13 protein-coding genes are annotated in these 19,772 nt (G+C 59.3%); 5 read left to right on the top strand and 8 right to left on the bottom strand.

Features of this window, described 5'->3' with window-relative positions:
* The first annotated feature begins 169 nt into the window (after positions 1 to 169).
* Positions 170 to 2,779: an EAL domain-containing protein gene (locus DFS28_RS23580; RefSeq protein WP_111451663.1), complete on the top strand. Its 2,610-nt coding sequence runs from the start codon at positions 170 to 172 to the stop codon at positions 2,777 to 2,779.
* Positions 2,780 to 2,798: 19 nt separating this feature from the next.
* Here the strand turns inward: DFS28_RS23580 and DFS28_RS23575 are convergent, their stop codons facing one another.
* From DFS28_RS23575 to wecB, 7 genes are all read right to left on the bottom strand, one after another.
* Positions 2,799 to 3,581 (bottom strand): hypothetical protein, encoded by a 783-nt coding sequence (locus tag DFS28_RS23575; RefSeq protein ID WP_256596903.1) that lies wholly within the window; start codon positions 3,579 to 3,581, stop codon positions 2,799 to 2,801.
* A 77-nt stretch (positions 3,582 to 3,658) separates the two neighbouring features.
* On the bottom strand, positions 3,659 to 4,648 hold the full coding sequence (locus DFS28_RS23570; RefSeq protein ID WP_111451661.1) for a twin-arginine translocation pathway signal: 990 nt from the start codon (positions 4,646 to 4,648) through the stop codon (positions 3,659 to 3,661).
* Complete coding sequence (locus DFS28_RS23565; protein ID WP_111451660.1) at positions 4,645 to 5,298, bottom strand: alginate O-acetyltransferase AlgF; 654 nt, start codon at positions 5,296 to 5,298, stop codon at positions 4,645 to 4,647. The genes DFS28_RS23570 and DFS28_RS23565 overlap by 4 nt, the downstream gene beginning before the upstream one ends.
* An 8-nt stretch (positions 5,299 to 5,306) precedes the next feature.
* Entirely contained in the window at positions 5,307 to 7,850 is a 2,544-nt protein-coding gene (locus tag DFS28_RS23560; protein WP_111451659.1) for a bacteriophage N4 adsorption protein A, read from the bottom strand.
* Positions 7,847 to 9,961 carry a glycosyl transferase family protein gene (locus DFS28_RS23555; protein WP_111451658.1) on the bottom strand — a complete coding sequence of 705 codons (2,115 nt, stop codon included), beginning with the start codon at positions 9,959 to 9,961 and terminating at the stop codon, positions 7,847 to 7,849. The genes DFS28_RS23560 and DFS28_RS23555 overlap by 4 nt, the downstream gene beginning before the upstream one ends.
* Positions 9,962 to 9,973: 12 nt before the next feature.
* A complete protein-coding gene (locus tag DFS28_RS23550) occupies positions 9,974 to 12,187 on the bottom strand; it encodes a hypothetical protein (protein ID WP_111451657.1) in 2,214 nt (737 codons plus the stop codon).
* Positions 12,188 to 12,228: 41 nt separating this feature from the next.
* Positions 12,229 to 13,467 (bottom strand): non-hydrolyzing UDP-N-acetylglucosamine 2-epimerase, encoded by a 1,239-nt coding sequence (wecB, locus tag DFS28_RS23545; protein ID WP_111451676.1) that lies wholly within the window; start codon positions 13,465 to 13,467, stop codon positions 12,229 to 12,231.
* A 928-nt stretch (positions 13,468 to 14,395) separates the two neighbouring features.
* Between wecB and wrbA the strand changes: the two genes are divergently transcribed.
* Together wrbA and DFS28_RS23535 are read left to right on the top strand one after the other, a co-directional pair.
* Entirely contained in the window at positions 14,396 to 14,998 is a 603-nt protein-coding gene (wrbA, locus tag DFS28_RS23540) for an NAD(P)H:quinone oxidoreductase (RefSeq protein ID WP_008155417.1), read from the top strand.
* A gap of 423 nt (positions 14,999 to 15,421) precedes the next feature.
* Entirely contained in the window at positions 15,422 to 16,030 is a 609-nt protein-coding gene (locus DFS28_RS23535) for a dTMP kinase (RefSeq protein WP_111451656.1), read from the top strand.
* A gap of 206 nt (positions 16,031 to 16,236) precedes the next feature.
* Here the strand turns inward: DFS28_RS23535 and DFS28_RS23530 are convergent, their stop codons facing one another.
* On the bottom strand, positions 16,237 to 16,761 hold the full coding sequence (locus tag DFS28_RS23530; RefSeq protein WP_111451655.1) for a cupin domain-containing protein: 525 nt from the start codon (positions 16,759 to 16,761) through the stop codon (positions 16,237 to 16,239).
* 320 nt (positions 16,762 to 17,081) lie between these two features.
* On the opposite strand from DFS28_RS23530, the gene DFS28_RS23525 reads away from it, so the two are divergent.
* Together DFS28_RS23525 and DFS28_RS23520 are read left to right on the top strand one after the other, a co-directional pair.
* Positions 17,082 to 18,635 carry an efflux transporter outer membrane subunit gene (locus DFS28_RS23525; RefSeq protein ID WP_111451654.1) on the top strand — a complete coding sequence of 518 codons (1,554 nt, stop codon included), beginning with the start codon at positions 17,082 to 17,084 and terminating at the stop codon, positions 18,633 to 18,635.
* A complete protein-coding gene (locus DFS28_RS23520; protein ID WP_111451653.1) occupies positions 18,632 to 19,771 on the top strand; it encodes an HlyD family secretion protein in 1,140 nt (379 codons plus the stop codon). The genes DFS28_RS23525 and DFS28_RS23520 overlap by 4 nt, the downstream gene beginning before the upstream one ends.
* Position 19,772 lies beyond the last annotated feature (1 nt).

The following is a 19,772-nucleotide window of genomic DNA, read 5'->3' as shown; positions in this document are numbered from 1 at the left end:
GCGCTCGAAAGCCCGGCCGCCGCAAACAGAGTCAGAAAAAGTGAGCTGAAGCTTCAGGGTTGGTTTGTCTGGCAAGACTCGACCGTTGAGCGGTTGAAGGCGATAGCAGGTCAAGGCATCGACAGTCAGGCCGATAAAGCCTGTAGTCGTTGTACCGCCTGGAAGCCCTATGAAAAGCAAGCCACTTGCCCATCTGCCGCAGAAGCAAACCTCCAATCTTTCCCTGACCCGCATGTCTTTGATGGCCTTCTCTTGTCTGTTGTTGTCGATCTTCCTGTTGGCCAGCACCTTGATTGTTTACATCGCCTTCGAGCAAAACCAGGACGCCGAGCGCCGCAGTCGCTTCTATACGGAAAAGGCCGTGCAATCCCTGGAGAAGTCGGTTCTTTTGACGATCAAGGACTACGCATTCTGGGGCGATGCCTATGAGCACCTGCACAGGAAGGTGGATATCGACTGGGCATTTGTCCGCCAGAATGCCGGCTCGTCGCTGTTTAAGGACTTCGGGTTTGAGGGCGTGTTTGTGATCGATCCGACCGATCGTACGGTGTACTCGGTCATCAATGGGCAGCTGGAATCGGTCACCGCTGAAGACTGGCTGAAACAACCCATCACCGCGCTCATCGAACGTGCACGCATTGATGTCGAAGGCGAAACACCCATCAAGGCGTTTCTCGATGTTGACGGCACCCCGGTGTTGGTCGCTGCCGCGCCCCTGACGCCTGGCACCAACCTCCAGGTCGAAACGGATGACAGGCCAGCCTCAATACTGTTGTTCGTCTCCAGGCTCGATGCTGCCCGATTGAGCACCATGGCCAGTGATTTCGGGATTGCTCAATTGCGCGTGGCCCCAGGTGATAGTGCAGCGCTCGGCACATCGTTTTTGCGCCTGGGGGAAAGCGGTACGGCGGGCACCCTGCAGTGGACACCGGCGCAACCGGGGCATCGGTTGATGATCGTGGTGTTGCCGCTGATCGGTATCGCGGGGCTGATTATCGGACTGATGACCTGGCTTTTTCAGCGCCGTACCACGGCAGCTGCGCAAGTGATGGATGCCAGTTACACCTCCCTGCAGGTCAGTCGAACGGCGTTGGCGGCCAGTGAGGCGCGGTTTCGTGATGTCGCCGAGGCGTCCTCCGACTGGATTTGGGAAATCGATACCGGGTTGCGCTTCACCTACCTGTCAGAACGTTTCGAAACCGTGACGGGACTGCGCAGGGCCGAGTGCCTTGGTCGTCCTATCGATGACTTGCTGGTGTCTGATCAGGGCCCACTTTCCCAGTGGTTGAAAAACCACTCGCGACGGGCCAACGCCATCTTGCAATGCAGTTATCTGTCAGGGGATGGGCAAGCCAGGATTTTCCGTCTTTCCGTGCGAGAAATGGAGGGGCTGGGCTATCGCGGCACGGCCAGCGATATCACCGAAGAAGTGGCGGCCCGCCGACGGATCGAATACCTGTCGCAACACGATGCGCTGACGGGCCTGGCGAATCGCGCCCGTATGCAGGAATTCCTCGATGGCAAACTCAAGGCTGCGCCGACCCTGAGTGATCCGTTGGTCATGCTCAGCGTCGACCTGGATCGCTTCAAACCGGTGAATGATTTGCTCGGGCATGCCGCAGGCGATCAGGTGCTCAACGAGGTCTCCAAAAGGCTAGGGCAGTGCTTGCGCTCCGACGACCTGGTCGCGCGAATCGGTGGCGATGAGTTTGTGCTGGTGGTGGCGAATATGGTTTCTCAGGATGAGGTCGAGCACCTGTGCCAGCGCTTGATCGATTGCATCGAACAGCCGTTCCAGATTGATGAGCATGAGGTGTTTATCAGTGCCAGCATCGGCATTGCCATGGCACCGGCTGACGCCACCCTGGCCGACGAGTTGCTGCGCTATGCCGACATCGCGCTGTATGAAGCCAAGGATGCTGGACGCAACACCTGGCGTTTTTACGCGGGCGACATGAATGCTCGAATTCTCGATCGGCGTCAGTTGGAAAGCGATCTGCGTCACGCGATCAAACATGATGAGTTGCGTCTGCACTTTCAGCCGCGCTATCAGATTGCCGGCAGGGTCATGGCCGGTGCCGAAGCGCTGGTACGCTGGGAGCACCCGGTGAGAGGGCTGTTGTCGCCCGACGTTTTCATTCCCATTGCGGAAGAAACCGGGTTGATTCTGCCGCTGAGCAACTGGGTGCTGCACACCGCTTGCAGGGCCGCGTCGACCTGGCCCGAAGAGCTCTTTGTCTCGGTGAACCTGTCGCCGACAGAGTTTCAGCGTGGGCAGCTGGTGTCCAGGGTTCAGGCGGTGTTAACGCAGACCGGTTTGAATCCAGCCCGGCTGGAATTGGAACTGACGGAGAATGTCATGCTCGACGACGCCAAGGGCGCACTGCAGATCATGCACGACTTGAAAGCCTTGGGTGTTCGCCTGGCAATGGACGATTTCGGCACTGGGTACTCGTCATTGAGCTACCTGCGTTCATTTCCTTTCGACGGGTTGAAGATTGATCGCAGCTTTATCTCCGGGCTGGCCGCCAGCGGTGACGATCAGTCGATCATCGAGGCCATCGTCGGGCTGGGCAGGGCACTGTCGCTGACAGTCACGGCGGAGGGGGTGGAAACGATCGAGCAACTTCAGGCCTTGCAGGATGCCCGGTGTGATGAGGTTCAAGGGTATTTCTTGAGCCGGCCTATGGATGCGCAGGCGATTGGACACCTGATTGGCGTCCACGCGAAGCATTCAGGGCTGCGAACGCTGGCCGAAAGCGCTTACGCTGAAAGTTGACACGTCAGCGGCGCACGCTTTACTGCACCAGTTGCTCGACCAACTCTGGCGTCACGTAGTGCGGCCCGTCGAACAGGTAGAGCGGATATCCGCCGTAGGCCGCCAGTTGCGGCTTGAGCTCGGCAGCGGTCGCAGAGCGGAAGCCGCCACCAAAGTTGGGGCGGAAGGCTTCGACGATGATCCGCACACGATCTTTGCCCAGGCGCTGGCTCAGGGCGTCGGCGTAGGTTCGCGCGACCGGTGCCGTGCGGGCGTACACGCCGACACCGTCCTGGAAGAACACGCCGATGTCATCCGGCAGCCATTGCTTGAGCCATTCGGCGGTGGCGACGGGGCCGATATTGGCACCGTCATAAACGCTGATCCACAGCGGTCGCGGCAGCTTGGCCAGCAGCGCGGGCAGTTCTTTGGCACGGGTCCAGCTGGGGTCGACTTCAGCCGGGAAATACCAGCCGGTCACGTGTAACGGCGTAGGCAATTTGGCGATCCGTTCCGAGACGGCGGCCAGCTGTTCGATGTTGTCCCGTGAGCGGTTCTCGCTGAAATAACCCGCCAGTCCCAGGATCACATCCTGCGCCCAGGGTGCCTTGGCGATGCGCGCCCAATCGGGCAGCACCGGTACGGCGGGCAGGCCGGTACTGGGAATGAAGGCCTGATCGTCGACAACTGTCCATTGCACCAGCAGCTCACGCGCTCCCAGTTTTTCCCAGTGTCCGCTGATACCGACGGTCTTGTTGTCCGGCTGCCAGACGATGCCGACAATCCCCGGGGCCAGGGCCTTGGTTTTCGTCACGTAGAGCATGCTGGTGCCTGCGCCGACGGTGACGGCAAACAAAAGGGCCAAAACGGTCGCGCGACTGGCGGTGTAGCCGAAAATGTTCACGGAAGTGCCTTTTGGAGACGTTGATGCCATTGGCTCAGCGAGGTAACGCCTTTGGCGTTCCAGTTGGCTGCCGCATCAGGGCCAAGGTGGAACTGGCCCTCGTTGAATTGCCAGACGATCACTTGCGGCTTGTGTTCGGCAAAATCCGCCGACTCCAGGTATTGCAGCAGCGTAGCCCACGGACCGACGTCGCCGGGGTTCCAGGTCAATGCGACGGGACGGTCCAAGGCATTTGAGAGCTTCTGCGTAAACCCCAGGTAAGGCTGGACAAAGCTGTTGCCGATCACTTGGACCGGTGCCGGCGCATCGTCGATCAGCAAGTCGTTTTCGGCCTGATGGCGAACGGTGTAGATGTCGCGACCAATCGCCTTGCGCTTGATCGCGGGCAGAAAATTACTGGCCAGATCGCCGAACGCGCGTCTGTCGAACCATTGGCCCAGCGCCGCGCCACCACCGGGGTCACCTTGCAGGCGATAGCGCTCGGTAATCAGTTGCGCCGTGGCGTCTGCGGTGTTTTCGGCGCTCCAGGCTGTCCAGTGGTAGTCGGCGCGGTAAAACGCGGTCTGTTTGCCTTGCTCGGTCCGGTGCAGGATTGGCTTGATGTTCAGCGTGGTCAGGCCTGCTTGGGTCAAGTCGTTTTGCAGGTGGTCATAACGCTGCATCACGGCCACGCTCAAGGGTTGATCGACGGGCAGGCGCTGAGCATAAAACGGCGCTTTCATCGGCACCACCAGCACGACCAGCCCAATGTGTTCGCGTTGAAGTTGCTGCTGGAGTTCCCTGACCAGGGCAATGCTGCGGGCAGTACCGCTGTTGTCGACCTTGCTCAGGCTTTCCCAGGCCGGGAATAACCAGCCATCGTTGCCGGTGATCACCGCCGAGGCTGCTTGAACGCCGGTGCCTGGCAGGCTCGAAAGCAGGCCAGCGATCATGGCGGTCATCGACAATCGACGGATAAAACGTTCGGGTCTGGATTGAAGGTTCATGGGGCGGTCTGGTCGACAAGGCCAATCAGCCTTGGAGCCTGGCGGGAGCCGATCAGGAACAGGCTATAACGATCCCCGGCCTTGAAGGGCGCCAGCTTCAACGGCAGGCTCGCATTCTCATTGCAGCTGGCGACCAGCGTCGCCTGCACCGGGTTGATCGTGCGCTGGGCTTGTCCGTTGAACGGCAGCTGGTTGAACACAGGAGCACCGTTGGCGAGTTTGACCTCGGCCTTGTCGCAACCGTTGGCCAGGTTGTAGACATTCAGTTCGGCGCGCAGGTCTTTACCGCGCAGCGGCGGGTCGATGACCAGGCGTGGCGCCCGTGCCGGGTCGCTGTCGAGAATCAGCGTGACCCACGCACTTTTTGGTGCGCTGAGGCCTTTTATCTCGCGACCATTGACGGTCACGTGCAACGGCTGTCGCGAGTCCACGACCTGAAAGGGACTGGCCACTGCGGTCTGTGCGGCAAGGGCAAAACCCGGGCCTTGGCCCACCTGGACCTGCATGGCGGTATCACCGGGATTGACCACTCTCACCCAGGCGGAACCCTCGGGCAGTTTTGGCGCATACAGCTGCGCGATTTCAGGGGCGGCCTGTGCCCACATCGGGACCAGGCCAAGACCTAACCACAAACACATTCGAACGTTCATGCAAGTCCTCAATAGGAATAAGTCAGGCGAGCGAACACGCCTTCAGCGCGATCATCGCCCAGCACCTTCACGCGGTACTGCAAAGAAAAGTCCACATAGGAGCGGGGGGCGTTGTACGCATCTTCGCGGAACCAGTATCGGACGTTGTTGCCGATACCAACGCCGCCGGCCTTGCCCGATGATGAGTCCGTGCTGCCGTCGGTGTCCGTCTTGCTGTTCATCTTGGAGTCGTAGTCGAACGCGGCCACGACGTGGGGGAAACTCACCCAGCGCGAGCCTGCACCGCCGATGGCGTAGCTGCGACCCACCTGCCATTCGCTGTTGAAGTAGTCACGCGAGTCGTTGACGTAATGACCGGCTTCAGCGAACAACTGCGAGGTCCACCAGCTGGAGGCATCCACCCGCAGATCGGTGCCGATGCTTGAGCCGTAGCCCAGACGCACCAGCCAGTCACCGTCGACGTCCGACGATCCCAAGGGGAATGTACGCTCGACGGCGGCCATCACGTTCAGCGATGTAAAGGGTTTGATCCGGACGCCCACGGCGCCTTGCAGCGCATCGAAACCGGTATCCGAATCACCGTTCTTGCTCCACAGCGTGTCGGTGATGCGTCCGTAGAGTTCGACAAAACGTGCGTTGCGATAGCCCAAGGGACGCCAGGAAAGCTCGGTGCTGTTTTGCAGGCTGTCATTGCTGTTGCTGCCGCTACTCGGGGCTGAGCTCAGGCCACTGCTCGAACTGTTGCCGCGATAACTGGTGGTGTTGGTCAATCCCCAGGTGCGCGACACATCGGCCACCGCGCGACGGGTGTCGAACAGCTGCTGCGGGGACATGTCGAGTTCACCGGCATTTTTTGCGTCGATGACTCGCTTGAAGTAGGTGACGGCTTGTTCGTCGTCATTGACCCGCATGGCGGTGTACGCCGCATCCTGCGTTGCTGTCGGCGGGAGTCGGGTGTCGGCATCGGCCTTGCGGAAGGACGTGTGGGCACCGTCATCGTCGCCGGCCTGGACCGACAAATAAGCGATCTGCAGGTCGCTCATCGATTCCAGCTCGCCCGTGTCCCGCGCTTGTTGCAACCGTTCGCGCGCGGTTCGGCGCTGGCCGATGGCGGCATACAGACTGGCTTCTTCGTAGGCGGGAAGGCTGGCCAGTGCCAGTGCCTGGGTAAAGTCCCTGCGCGCCCCGGCATCGTCACCCGATTGCTGACGCAGACGGCCGCGCTGGGCGAGCAGACGAGCGTCATCGCCCGTGAACTTGAGACCTTCGCTGGCTGCCGCGATGGCTTCGGGCACACGTTTCTGATCACTCAGGGCGCTGACCAGCAGTCGGCGGTACGCCGGATTCTGTGGCGCGCGGACAATGGCTTGGTTGGCCAGAACCACCGCCGAAGCGGCGTCTTTGCGGGCCAGGGCCGCGTAGGCTTGGCCGGCCATGTCGGTTCCGCCATCACGCTGGTTGCCCGGCCAGATATCACAGACCAGGCCGAAAGCCGTTTCCTGACAGTTCAAGGCCGGAGCAGGGAAGTGGGCAATAACGTTCGCGCCGTTGTTTTTCTGCCGCAACGCCAAGCGGGCATTGGTGCGTCGGCGGGCCACTTCACCGCCTTCATCGTCGGCCAATGGCTGCAGATGATCGAGCGCTTGCTGAGGCTCGCCGTGGGCCAGTGCGGCATCGGCGGCGAAGAAGCGAATGTCGCGATTTTCCGCTTCCAGCAAACCATCGATGGCCAGGGCATGCTTCAGGTCAGCCTCGGCCGCCTGGGTTTTACCCTGACGATCACGAGCGTAGCTGCGCAAAATCCACGGAGCGATTTCCCCATCGTCTTGCGCCAAAGCGCCTGACGCGGCCTGTTCGGCCCCTGGATAATCCTTGGCCGCGAGCAGGGCACTGATCAGCAGTTGCTGATTGGCGCCGATTTCCGGAGCCCAGGCGACGGCTTTTCTGGCCTGGTCCACGGCCAGGGACACCTGGCCTTGCTCCAGGGCACGATAACCCTCAACCGCCAGCGGAGCGGCCAATTGACGACGAATCGCTTCGCGACGCATCAGCAAGGTATCGTCGTCCGGGAACACCACAAGCGCCTGGGTGGTGGCTTGATCCGCTTCCTGCAAGTGCTGCTGGCGCTGCAAAGACTCGATCAGCAGCAATCGGTAATCCATGCGTTTGGGCGCTTGGGCGATGGCTTTGCGTGATGCCTGGGCAGCCGTGCCGAAGTCATCGCGATCGTAGGCCTTGAACGCCTGGGCCGCGGCGCCGAAGCCGGGGGCCTGACGCGATTGGGGGTAGCGTTTGGGATGATCACGCAGTTCCTTGTCGCGCTGAGCCAGCACAATCAAGGTGTTCAAACGGGTGATGTCAGCCCGCTGACGCAAGGCCTCGCGGGCCTTGGCGATGGCCAGGTCGTAATCTTTGCGCGCGTAGGCGCTGTAGGCCTCGTTGGCGGTGACATAGGCCGGGCCAGTCAATGGCAGCGGCAACGTCTCGGCAAGAGCAAGCCCAGGTAACAGGCTTAGCCCCGTGGCCATGAGGGTCAGGAAGGGGCGTTTCATGCCGGAAGCTCCGCAGGGTAGTGGCTGTGCTGACGCGCCACGGCCTTTTCGATGGTGGCGCGGGGCAGCACGCCGCTGTCGACCAGATAGTCGCCGATGCGTCCGTGACGCTGCGGGCGGTACTGCAACATGGTGCGATTGAATACGTCGCGATCCAGCAGGCCCATTTCGATCAACAAGTCACCCAGCAGTGGCGCGCGAGCATCCGGCACGGACTGGCCTTCGCGCACGTTCAGTTGACGTAACTGCGCGACGATTTCGCTTTCCCGGGCAATCAGCTGCACCGGTTCGCTGCCCAGTACCTCGCTGACTTGTTGCAGACCTTCGGCCGGCAGCGGGCTGGCCACGGCAAGTTGTGCTCGGCCGTCGGCATTCAAGCCGACCGGCACCACGCGCCAGCGCAGAGCGAATTCATCGTCCAGGGTAAGGGTCGACGCCTGCGCCTTGTTGGCCACATTGAACACCCGCGGCAGATCGTTCTGGAAGGCGATGGCTTCCGCCAGTGTCTCGTCGTCCAGCCAGCCATTGCTGAGCAAGATCCGTCCCAATGGCATGTGCCGGGTTTTCTGTTCGTGGAGAGCGCTTTGCAGGTCGGTTTCGTTGATCGCCTGCCAGGACAGCAACACGCTGCCCAACTTGCGAGGTGCGAAGGCAACCAGGTCGGTCGACGGGAAGTCGTGCATGGTTTTGTCCCACACCAGTTTGCGGTTCATTACCTTGCCGACGATGAACATGCGCCAGGCGCGTGATGCAGCCATGAAGTTGACAAAGTTGCCCACCACCATGCGCGGGATGGACAGCAATCCATGCTGCCAGCCGTACAACACGGTGGTGAAATAGCAGCGGTGCGCGATACGCCAAGCCAGCGCGATACCGTTCGCCAGCAGCAGGTATTTGATGAAGCCGTTGGTTTCAAACGGCGTCGGGAAGCTCACATCCCACAGGCCACTCTGGCGCAGGATAACCAGGCCCAGCAGCTGCACCAGAATCACGTAGGCGATGATGCTGACGAACGCCGTCACCACGCCCTTGCGGTCACGAAACAGCAGATAACGGTTGGCCAGCGAGCCGTTCCAGCCCATTTGCTCCCAGCCTTGCAGCCCGATGCCCAGCGTCCAGCGGGCTTTCTGGCGGAATGCGGTGCGGAAAGTATCGGGAAAGAATTCCCGCACGCACAGCGGCATCTTCAGGGTCGATTCGTAAGGTTTGCGAAACCAGGATTTACGCAGCACGCGAAACTGCACCGGGAAGCGCACGAAGATCGCGTTCATGCCGACCTTGGCCAGGCGTGCGCCGACGTCATAGTCCTCGGTGAGGCTGTCCGTGTTGAACGGCTGGTTCTGGGTTTCCCCGGCCAGCACTCGCAGGGCTCGGTGGGAGAAACAGGTGCCAACCCCGGCAGACGGCACCGTGTCGGTCATGCTTTCACGCACGACCAAATCCTTGCCATGCCATTCGGCGAATTCGTCCATGTAGGTGCCCGCCACCCATTCGTACCAGTTGCGTTCCAGCGAAACCACGGGTAGCTGAATCATGTCCTTGCGCGGCAGCAAGTAATTGAACAACCGCAATTCCAGCGGGTGCAGTACGTCCTCGCTGTCGTGCAATACGACGCCGGCGAAGGTCATGCCGTGGGTTTTCTCGTGCAGGAAGATCGCCTGGATCACCCAGTTCAGGCAGTCGGCCTTGCAGGTTGGCCCGGCATGCGGGACTTCCACGCGATGCAGCTGCTTGTAGCGCCGACGCATGCGTTCCACTTCATCGATGGTGCGCTGGTCATTGATGTAGGTGCCGACGAAGACGACATAGTTCTGGTAATCCAGGGTCGACACCATGTTCTCGATCATCGGTGCGATGACGTCATATTCCAGCCAGGCCGGGACCATGATCGCCAACGGCTGTTCATCCCGGGCCATCAGTTGCTCGGCGGTCAGCGGCCGGTATTTGCGATCCACGGTGAACTTGCGAAACAGGCGGCGAGACCAGTACCACAGGTCAATGAACAAATCGTCCAGGCTGGAGATCAGGATCAGCACCGCGATCACGATGGTCGAGATTTCCAGGAAGCTGTAGTAGTGGGCCAGCCAATAGGGCCAATAGAGCGACGTCATCGGAAGGTTCCGTTACTGGCGATTGCGACGGGCGTTACGGCCGGCCAGCAACAGGATGAGGGCCAACAGGATTCCACCCGGAATCAGCCACAACAACGACGGCTTGCGCCAGGCGTCCAGGCCCTTGGGTTCTTCGTTGTCGATCAGTTGGCTGCCACTCGGGTCCTGAGTGTCGAAGGTGGTCAGTGCACCGTTGTCACCGAGGATGGCCACGTCGCCGCGGGTCAGCAGAATCTGCCTGGCAAAGCGGGGCGCGTCATTGCCCAGGGCGCGATAGACCAGACCGTGCTGGCCGCCGGCATCCACCACTTGCAACGAGGCCAGGTGGTTGAGGGGATGCACGTCCAGCAGCACCTGATCCTTGTGATTGATGCGCAGGCGACCCTGCTCATCGACCTGCACCGACTCTTTGCTGTCCTTGATCGGCAGCTCGAAGGCGAGGAAGGCTTTGTCCGGTGCGACCAAGGCTTTCGGGTCGGCACTGACGTTCAGTTGCGCCCGCAGCGGCGAAACACCGGCGGCGTCAGCCACCGAAATTACGTGTGGCAAGCTGCTCGCTGGATGCTCGAGGTAGGCCTGTGGCACGAGGATTTGCGCGTCCATGGCAAAGCGCGCGGCCATGCCGGAGAAGTCATCACCCAGGGCCGTTTTATCCAGCACGATGTGGCTGGTCGGCAGCACCGAGACCGGGAAGGCCTGTGGCGTTTCCAGGCAACGATCACTGACCGGCTGACGCTGGAACGACACGCGCAAAACGTTCTTCGAACCCAAGGCGTAACGAGGGATTCGTGCTTCGATGCGTTGCTGTTCACCGTTGGCCACGAGCTGTTGCGCGCCAATCAGGTAATCGTTGAGAAACAGCGAGGCCACCGGCGCGGTGTCCGAAGCACCGGGGGCGGCAGACACATCGACTACCGCCTTCACCGGCAGACGACCGTCGTAAGCCACGCTGCCAAGAGGGAACGAAGTGCTCCAGTCGGATTTGGCCAGCACGTCAATGGCGCCGGGGTTACCACCCAGGCGCGACAAGGCCACACGACCGTCGGCGCTCAAGGGCATTTGTGCTTCGCTGACGGTCAATTGGCGGCTGCGTGCCAGTGCGTTCCAGGCCGTGCTGAACAGGGCCAGCGCCTTACCGGTTGCTTGCGGCGCGATCATCAGCACCGGGCGGGTGCCCAGCAATGCCAGGCGCACGTTGTCAGTGCCGGTGGCGGCCAGACCTGCATTGATATGCCGCTCACGCCATTGCGTGAAGGCGTTGGCGGCTGTGGCGTCGAGACCTTGAACCTGGCTCTGCAGCGCGTCCAGCGATTCGTTGACGGCTTTGAGCAGTTGCGGGTCGTTGATTGCCAGATCCGCCTGGACGCTCGGCGTTTGCCCCAACATCAACAGCGCACCGATTTGCGCCGGGTTGGCCAGCACGAGCGGGCCTTTGCCATTGAGGCTGGCGAACGCTGGAATAGCCAGCAGTTCGGCCGGGATGCGCAGGCTGGTCAGGTCGACTGTGTCCTGTACGGCGGGGAAGGGCAGAACGCGGCTGTGCTTGCCAATCCGCTCCAGCGCGACACCGAGACGCCAGGCCGCATCGTAGCTGTCGGCGGACAAGGTGCCCGGCGCGACCATGATTCCCGGCTTGCCGGGCAATGCCGTCCAGGCGGCGCCGACGTCCTGTAACTGGCTGGCGTCGTAGCTGTAATTGAGGCGGGTGTCCGGTTCGATACGCAATACATTGCCGATCGCGCGTTCGTCTTCGCACAGCACACGGGACACGATTGACGACCAGGCAACTCCGAGGCGCAACGAGCCGTTTTCGCGTGCTTTCTTATCCACGCCGAGCGTGACGCTGGCGTCACCCTGGGGTTCGCTGAGCCCTTGCGCGCGCACCGGATAACCGTCCAGCGACAACAGCAGCGTGTTGCGACCGCCCTCGCCATTGAGGTAGCTGGCGTCGAAATTCAGTGTGGCATCCGTCAGCGGCACGCCCGCCGGCACGGGCAGATACAGCTCGCGTCGGGCGTCGGTGGAGCCGAGGATGATCGGTGCATCGATCCCCAGATCGCTCAAGCGGATCTCACGCTCTTGTCGCGTGTCGGCGTTGAGTCGGTTGATCGCCTGGGTGAGCGGGCTGTCCGCGGCCAGGGCGAAAGTCGGCATGAGCGCGAGCAGGCTCACGCCACAGGCAAGGGCGCTGAGCGTGCCCGTATGGATGGCAACGGAAGACTTCATTCAGGTAGATCTCGAGCTGATAAGGGGAGGAGCGGTTTGGTTTATAAAGATGTGAAAGCCGGGAGACTTTTCTCGGGTACAGCTAGCCCTGACGGGTGGTGCTGGAACTTGGGCAATCGCACCCCAGTGACGACGAAATCATCGACCGGGCGCCCCATCAGGGCATCGACGATGCGCGCACTGGCCTTGCCATCGCCGTAAGGGTTGGCCGCCTGGGAGCATCGACGCCACAGCAGGTCGTCATCGAACAGTGCGTTGACGCCAGCGATGATCGAGTCCGGCGAGGTACCGACCAGCCGAACGGTACCCGCGGCGACAGCTTCGGGGCGTTCAGTCACATCGCGCATGACCAGCACCGGTTTGCCCAGCGACGGCGCTTCTTCCTGCACGCCACCGGAGTCGGTGAGGATCACATGCGCACGTTGCATCAGGCGCACGAAGGCCAGGTAGTCCAGCGGCTTGATCAGGTGCACGTTGGGCAAATCGCCCAGCTGCTCGGTGACCGGGCCCATGACATTGGGGTTCAAGTGCACCGGATAGACGATCTGGATATCCGTGCGCCGGGCCAGATGGCTCAGGGCCTTGCAGATATCCAGGAAGCCTTCGCCGAAGTTTTCCCGGCGATGCCCGGTCACCAGCAGAACCTTGCGGCCGGCTTGCAGGAACGAGAACTGTTGGTCCAGGCTTGCCCGCAGGTCAGCGTCTTGCTCAATGCGCCGGGCCGTCATCTGCAAAGCGTCAATCACCGTATTGCCGGTCACGAAAGCGCGACCTTGAAGGCGTTCGTCGAGCAGGTTCTGGCGCGATTCGTGGGTCGGCGCAAACAGCATGTCCGCACTGAGGTCGATGCAGCGGCGGTTCATTTCTTCCGGCCATGGGCTGTAGATATCGCCGGTTCGCAGTCCGGCTTCGACGTGACCAACCGGGATGCGTCGATGGAACGCAGCCATTGAGGCAACCATGGCCGAAGTGGTGTCGCCGTGTACCAGCACCCGGTCCGGGCGGGTCATTTCCAGCACGGGGTCAATCGCCCCGTAAAGCGCCGCGGTCAACGAGTTGAGCGATTGGTGCGGCGTCATCACATCGAGGGTGTAATCGGCCTTGAGGTCGAACAGATCCAGCACCTGCTTAAGCATGCTTTGATGTTGGCCGGTGATGCATATCTGCGAATGAATGCCTGGTTCCGCAGCGAGGGCTTTGACTAAAGGCGCCATCTTGATGGCTTCTGGACGGGTACCAAAGATCGAAAGGATTTTAATCCTTGAATGATGGCGAGCGATGATGTCTTCCTTGCGCAGTTTTAGTGCGCAGCACAACAACGGCCCAAGTTTTATTGAACTTGAGCGCGCCATCGTTATTTGAATTGAGTAAAGACCGGGATAATCAGCGTGAGATCTGATGTTCACTTCATGTGAGGTGGTGCGCTGCCCAAGAACCCGGAACCGGCCGGATTATTAGCATTGATAGCGAATCTTTCAAAGCGTTATATGTGTAATTCGTTTTAATGATTAACGGTTGAAACTTTTATGTTTGTGATCGGTCTTGTTTAGTTTTTTCATGATTTCAAGAAGGTTTTTCCTGATTATCACTATTCATTTAACTCATTGCTTTTTATGACTATTATTTATTTTATCCCCGTTCGTCAACTTTAATGAATTATTCATTCGTTATAACGGTCGCGATCAATGCGCTAGCGGTCTGGCTTTCTAGCGTGAGGGTTATGATAGTCACTGAACTGACGCCTGTATATTGTCATGATGCAATAAGTGTTATTTCGGACTAATAAATGAACTTTCCCTCTGCCTTCAATTATTGATAAGCCCTGCGCCTATATTGGTCAGGCAGATAACTCGAAGAAGGGGATCTTTGAGACAGGCATTTTGTACCGGGATTGCGCATGGCGCCGGGGCGAGGATGCCGGTTACCTCGGCGCAAGGGTAGATTGGGTATTCCCAACCACCGGAGGATGCGCAAGCAAGTCTGGTCCTGCTCTGGGGTGGGGAAGGGCAATAAAAGCATCTCAGCCTGCCGGCAGGCAGCATATGGAGCTGCTAGTGTTAAATCCGCATGCCGTCAAAGTCTCTGCAGTCGGGTGGGTGTGAGCCGCAGTTTTGTTCGTGACCAAGTCCTGCCGCTGTTGGTCGTTGGCAACGGTGTAATCCAAGATCTTCCTGATCCATCGAATGGCACTTAATCGAGGAAAAAATCATGGCGAAGGTACTGGTTCTCTATTACTCAATGTACGGTCACCTCGAAACGATGGCTGGCGCAGTGGCCGAAGGCGCACGATCCGTCCCCGGCACCGACGTGACGCTCAAGCGTGTCGCCGAAACCATCCCGGCCGAACAGGCAGCAGCCATTGGCGTCAAACTTGACCAGAAGGCTCCGGTGGCGACACCTGACGAGCTGGGCAATTACGATGCCATCATCTTTGGTACACCGACGCGCTTTGGCAATATGGCGGGACAGATGCGCACGTTTCTCGACCAGACCGGCGGACTGTGGATGAGCGGCGCGCTGGTCGGGAAAATCGGCAGTGTCTTTGCGTCGACCGGCACCCAGCACGGTGGTCAGGAAACCACTATTACGTCGTTCCACAGCACACTCCTGCATCAGGGGATGGTCATCGTGGGTGTGCCTTACACCTGCGCAGGGCTGACCAACATGAGCGAGATCACCGGCGGTACGCCCTATGGCGCGACCACCCTGGCAGGCGCCGACGGTAAACGGCAACCGTCACAAAACGAACTGGATATTGCGCGTTTCCAAGGCAAACACGTCGCTGAGCTTGCAAAAAAGATCGCGGGTTAACGCAGCACATCAATGGGCACATGCTGCAGGACAGGGGTCCAGCTTCGCTGGCCTGCGTAATGCCGGGGCGGAGTTCACCACCGCGCTGCCGATGCTCGCGGTTGGCCTGGCGATTTCATTGAAGAAGACGTAAGCGTTTCTGGATTCAGCGGAGCGACGCTCTAACGAGGTCGCTCCTAATCCCGTCAGTCAAACTGACTTATTCGGCTTTTGCCTGATTGGGAAGGTTCGGTGGAGCAATCGCCATTGGCACTCCGCCATACTGGAATGACCTGGGTGATGTCAGCAATAGCTGCAAATCAGGTTAGAGTGTTCATCAATGTCTGTTCAGAAGGGCCCTCCACTCGATTCGCATAGTCGCGCCAAGCGGTTTCAGCGAACGAACCGGGCAAAAAAAACCGTATATCAATCGTTATGTGAAGAATGAATCCTCCGCTGTTTATTTCTCTAGATGGGCCCAAGGGAGCCGGCAAAACCACACTGTTGGAGGCCGTTACGAAAGCACTGAGGGCAGACAACAAAAAGGTGATCCGACTTTGCGAGAGTAAAAGCGATCCCTACAGGGGTGAAACAATGGCCCTCGTTAACAAACTCGTCAGAAATCCCACCCGGGATTTGGAGTTGGAGGTTTGTGAGCGTTTTGCTGATAGCCGTACCTGGATTTCCCAGCACGTGCTGGCTAAACAGCCACCAGGCAGCATCATCCTGATCGATCGCTGGTACCCGTCTGATGCCGCGTTTCGCCGGATAGTCCCGTTTACTGAGATTCTACAGTTGAACATTGATCGGAACGTGCGAGTGCCAGACCTGCATGTCGGGGTTGTCACTAATCCTGAAATTTCATGGGCAAGGGCAGCGGCACGACGGCGTGGGTTGAGCAGTACGGTGATCCATAAGCTGGAAGAACATGTCGCATGTACCCAAGCGTTCGAGCAAGCGATTGCAGATCACGGCTGGGTTTTATGCCGTAATGAAGGAACGCTCGAAGACGCAACGATGCAGGTGATTTCTGAGATCTATAGCGTCCTTTGATGCGCCACAGCGGTCGCGGGCTGACGCTTTGATCTGGGTGCCTGTCATCGATTGCTGGAGATGTAATGCCAAGAGGAAAGCGGACAGGACCTATGCGCAGCTATAGAGCAATACATGATTTAACATAATATACATTACACGTAACAAGATATTTCAAGATTAGCCCGGTTACGCACAGATTTTGAAGCATCAATTCGCCTCAGCCCTCATTTTCCCGTCAGCCTCTCAAACAGCTGCGAATGTTCGGGAAATTGCTCGCTAAGCTTTTGCCGACTGCCCAACTCCATATCTGCAAAATCAAACCCCGGTGAAACCGCTTCACTGATCAAACCGTATCCCGCCAATCCATTTGTAAGCTGCGAAGCTTTCCAGACGCCACCCGGCACATGTAGCTGCAGACATTGTCCGGCAATTATATCGCTGCCCATCACAACCGTTTTTAATGTGCCGTCCGGAAAAATCAGGCTGTACTGAATTGCATCTCCCACATGGTAGTAATGCACGATGTCCGATTGGTTCAGATGAAAATGACCTATTGGCGAATCCTTGGTCAGCAAGTAGTAAATGGATGTCATCAGGTAGCGCCGGCCACCAGTGGTCTCAACCATCGTGTGGTGATCGGTTTGAAAGGTTCTGCGGTAGAAGCCGCCTTCCATGTGGGGTTCCAGGTTCAGTGCTGCGATTACAGCCTCAGCGTTGGGAATGTGTTTATCAAAGGTGTTGGTCGTCATGTTGATTGAGCCCTCCAGCCTTTGAAATAGCGAGCCGTTAATGCGCTATCTCTATTATGATTATGAAAACAATTAATAATAACTATGCTAAATAGCTCTTTAGTAGAGCTAGCTAATAGAGCGTGAGCATACGAGTACTCACCCCTCGCCCGCTATTGTTGTTCACACTGCACTTGTGTTTGCGACCCGAGCCGTGCGAATAAACAAGGCGCGCACTTTCTCCCAGAAAAATAGATTCGATGGCGCTTAAAAAGCGTAGCAGTCATGTGCCCATTTGGACGGCTATGCTCCAGTGAACTTTGTTGGTCGGGACATGCGTAATGCATCCAGGTACAACCCTGCTGAAGTGGCCAGGCCGGCTCGTGCTGCTCGGCGTACTCGGCCTCAGTGGCTGCGTACGACTTGGGCCGGGCTTCCAGCCACCCGGCGAAGAATGGGTCAAACACTGGAACACCCCTGCCCTTGAGCAATCCAGCCAGCGGAGCCTGAACCCGGACATTCGTCAGTGGTGGCAAGTCTTTGCCGATCCGATCCTCAATCATTTGATTGCCCAGTCGGATACAGGTAACTCCAGTCTCAAAATCGCCGGCCTGCGCATCATGGAAGCCCGTGCCCAACTCGGCATTGCTCAAAGTGGTCTTTACCCGCAACTGCAGCAAGCCAGCGTCGACAGCCTTTACTTCAACCGCAGGCAATCCGGAGGGGCCAACCCGCAAGACAGCCATTTCTGGCAACACAGCGCGGGGTTCGACGTAGGTTGGGAGTTGGACTTCTGGGGCCGCTTCAGTCGCGCCATCGAGTCGTCCGATGCCAGCTACTTCGCCGCCCAGGCCAACTATGAAGACGTACTCGTACTGCTGCGCGCGCAAGTGGCCGATACTTATTTTTCGCTGCGCACCACCGAAGCTCGTTTGCGTGTCGCCCAGGAAAACGCCAAACAGCAAAAACGCAACTTCGAGATCACCGAAAAGCTCTTCAACAGTGGCCAAACTGCCGAACTCGACCTGCAACAAGCCAGAACCCAGTACCTGGGCACGTTGAGCACCATCCCCAATTTCGAAGACCAGTTGCAACGAACCCGCAATGCGTTGGCGGTGCTGATTGGTCAGCCGCCCGGCGCACTGCCACAACTGCTCGAGTACGAGGGATTGATCCCGCTGGTCGACCGTGCCGTGTTGCAAGATGTACCGGCCAACCTGCTCCTGCGTCGGCCCGACGTGCGCGCCGCCGAGCTTAACGTCGCCGCGCAGTCTGCGCTGATTGGCGTGGCCGAGAGCGATTTCTATCCGTCGCTGACCTTGCTGGGCAGCATCGTCTGGTCAACCGACACGCTCAGTGGCACACCCCGGAATCTGGATTTAATTGGCGGCCCCAGTCTGCGCTGGAATCTGTTCGATCACGGCCGGATCAGCAACAACGTGCGCGTGCAGGATACGCGGTTGCAGCAACTGATCGAGGCTTACCGCGACAAGGTTCGCCAGGCAGCACGCGAGGCAGACGATGCGGCCTATGGCCTGATCAAATCCCTGGAGCGCGAACGCATCCTGCGCGAGGCCGGAGTGGCGGCCAAGCGTTCGCTGGTGCTGGCCAGCGTGCAATATCGCGAAGGTTATTCGGACTTCCAGCGGGTGCTGGATGCGCAACGTGCCTTGCTCGAACAACAGGACAATTACCTGGTCGCCCGCAGCAATGCCGTCAGTAATGTCATTGCCTTGTACAGGGCCATGGGCGGTGGCTGGTACAGCGCCCAGCCGAGGGTTGATCCGACCTCCCGCCAACAGATGGAAAAACGCACCGACTGGGGCGATCTGCTGAAAGAACCCGCCACTGCACAGCCTGCCATTCCAATGTCTTACAAGGTAAAAGACCAATGAGTGAAACCGCCCCTCCCTCGTCCGCGCCCCCAGTCGCCCAAGCACCGGCGCCGACTGCCGACCCGGCGAAAAAAGGCATCAAATGGGTCCTGTTACTGATCCTCCTGAGCCTGACCTGGTACCTGTTGGCGGATCGTTTCACACCCTATACACAACAGGCCCGGTTGGGTGCCTTTGTGATTCCGGTTGCCTCGGAAGTGGCAGGCCGCGTGACCCGGGTGAACGTGCGCAATAACCAGGACGTCAAGGCCGGCGAAATCCTTTTCGAGTTGGACCCTCAGCCGTACCAGATTGCCGTCGACCGTGCGCGCGCCGACCTTGAATCGACCCGCCGACAGATCGGTGCAAGCACCGCCGGGATCGCATCGGCCCAAGCCAATCTGCGCGCAGCCCAGGCCAATGAACTCAAGGCGCGTCAGGACAATCAGCGTCTTGAGGGGTTGTATCGCGAAGACCCAGGCACCATTTCCGTACGACTGCTCGAAGTGTCTCGCGCCAACCGCGAACAGGCGGTCAGCCAAGTGGCCGCTGCCCGCGCCGAAGTGCAGCGCGCGCGAGAGCAGGAAGGTGGCAGCGAGGAAGACAACGCTTTGCTGCGCAGTGCCGCCACGGCGTTGTCCAAAGCTGAACTGGATCTGTCCAACACGCAGATCCGTGCTCGTTCGGCCGGACTGATTACGGATCTGCGTACTGACGCCGGGCAATTCGCCGCTGCCGGTAGCCCGGTGATGACCCTGATCGCCATTCATGATGTGTGGATCAGTGCGGACATGACCGAGAACAACCTCGGTCTGGTGAAGCTCGACACACCAGTGTCGATTGTTCTGGATGCTCTGCCGGGCGAGGTCTTCGAGGGGCGCGTGCGCAGCGTTGGTTACGGTGTCAGCGTGGGGCAGACACCCGCGCCTGGCACCTTGCCCAGCGTGCAGAACAGCCGCGACTGGTTGCGTCCGGCCCAGCGTTTCCCGGTCATTATCGAGTTTTCGCCAGACTCATTGAACACGTTGCGTGACAGTCGGGCGATCCGTGCCGGCGGGCAGGCCGAAGTCATGGCCTTCCCCTCCGAGGGCAATCCGCTGAACCCGCTCGGCCGCGTGTTTGTGGGGTTCATGAGCTGGCTGAGCTATGCCTATTAAG

Source organism: Pseudomonas sp. 478 (genome assembly GCF_003254125.1).
Taxonomy (GTDB): Bacteria; Pseudomonadota; Gammaproteobacteria; order Pseudomonadales; family Pseudomonadaceae; genus Aquipseudomonas.
Note: the sequence above shows the minus strand (reverse complement) of the source record. Positions and strands in the feature narration are given on the sequence as shown.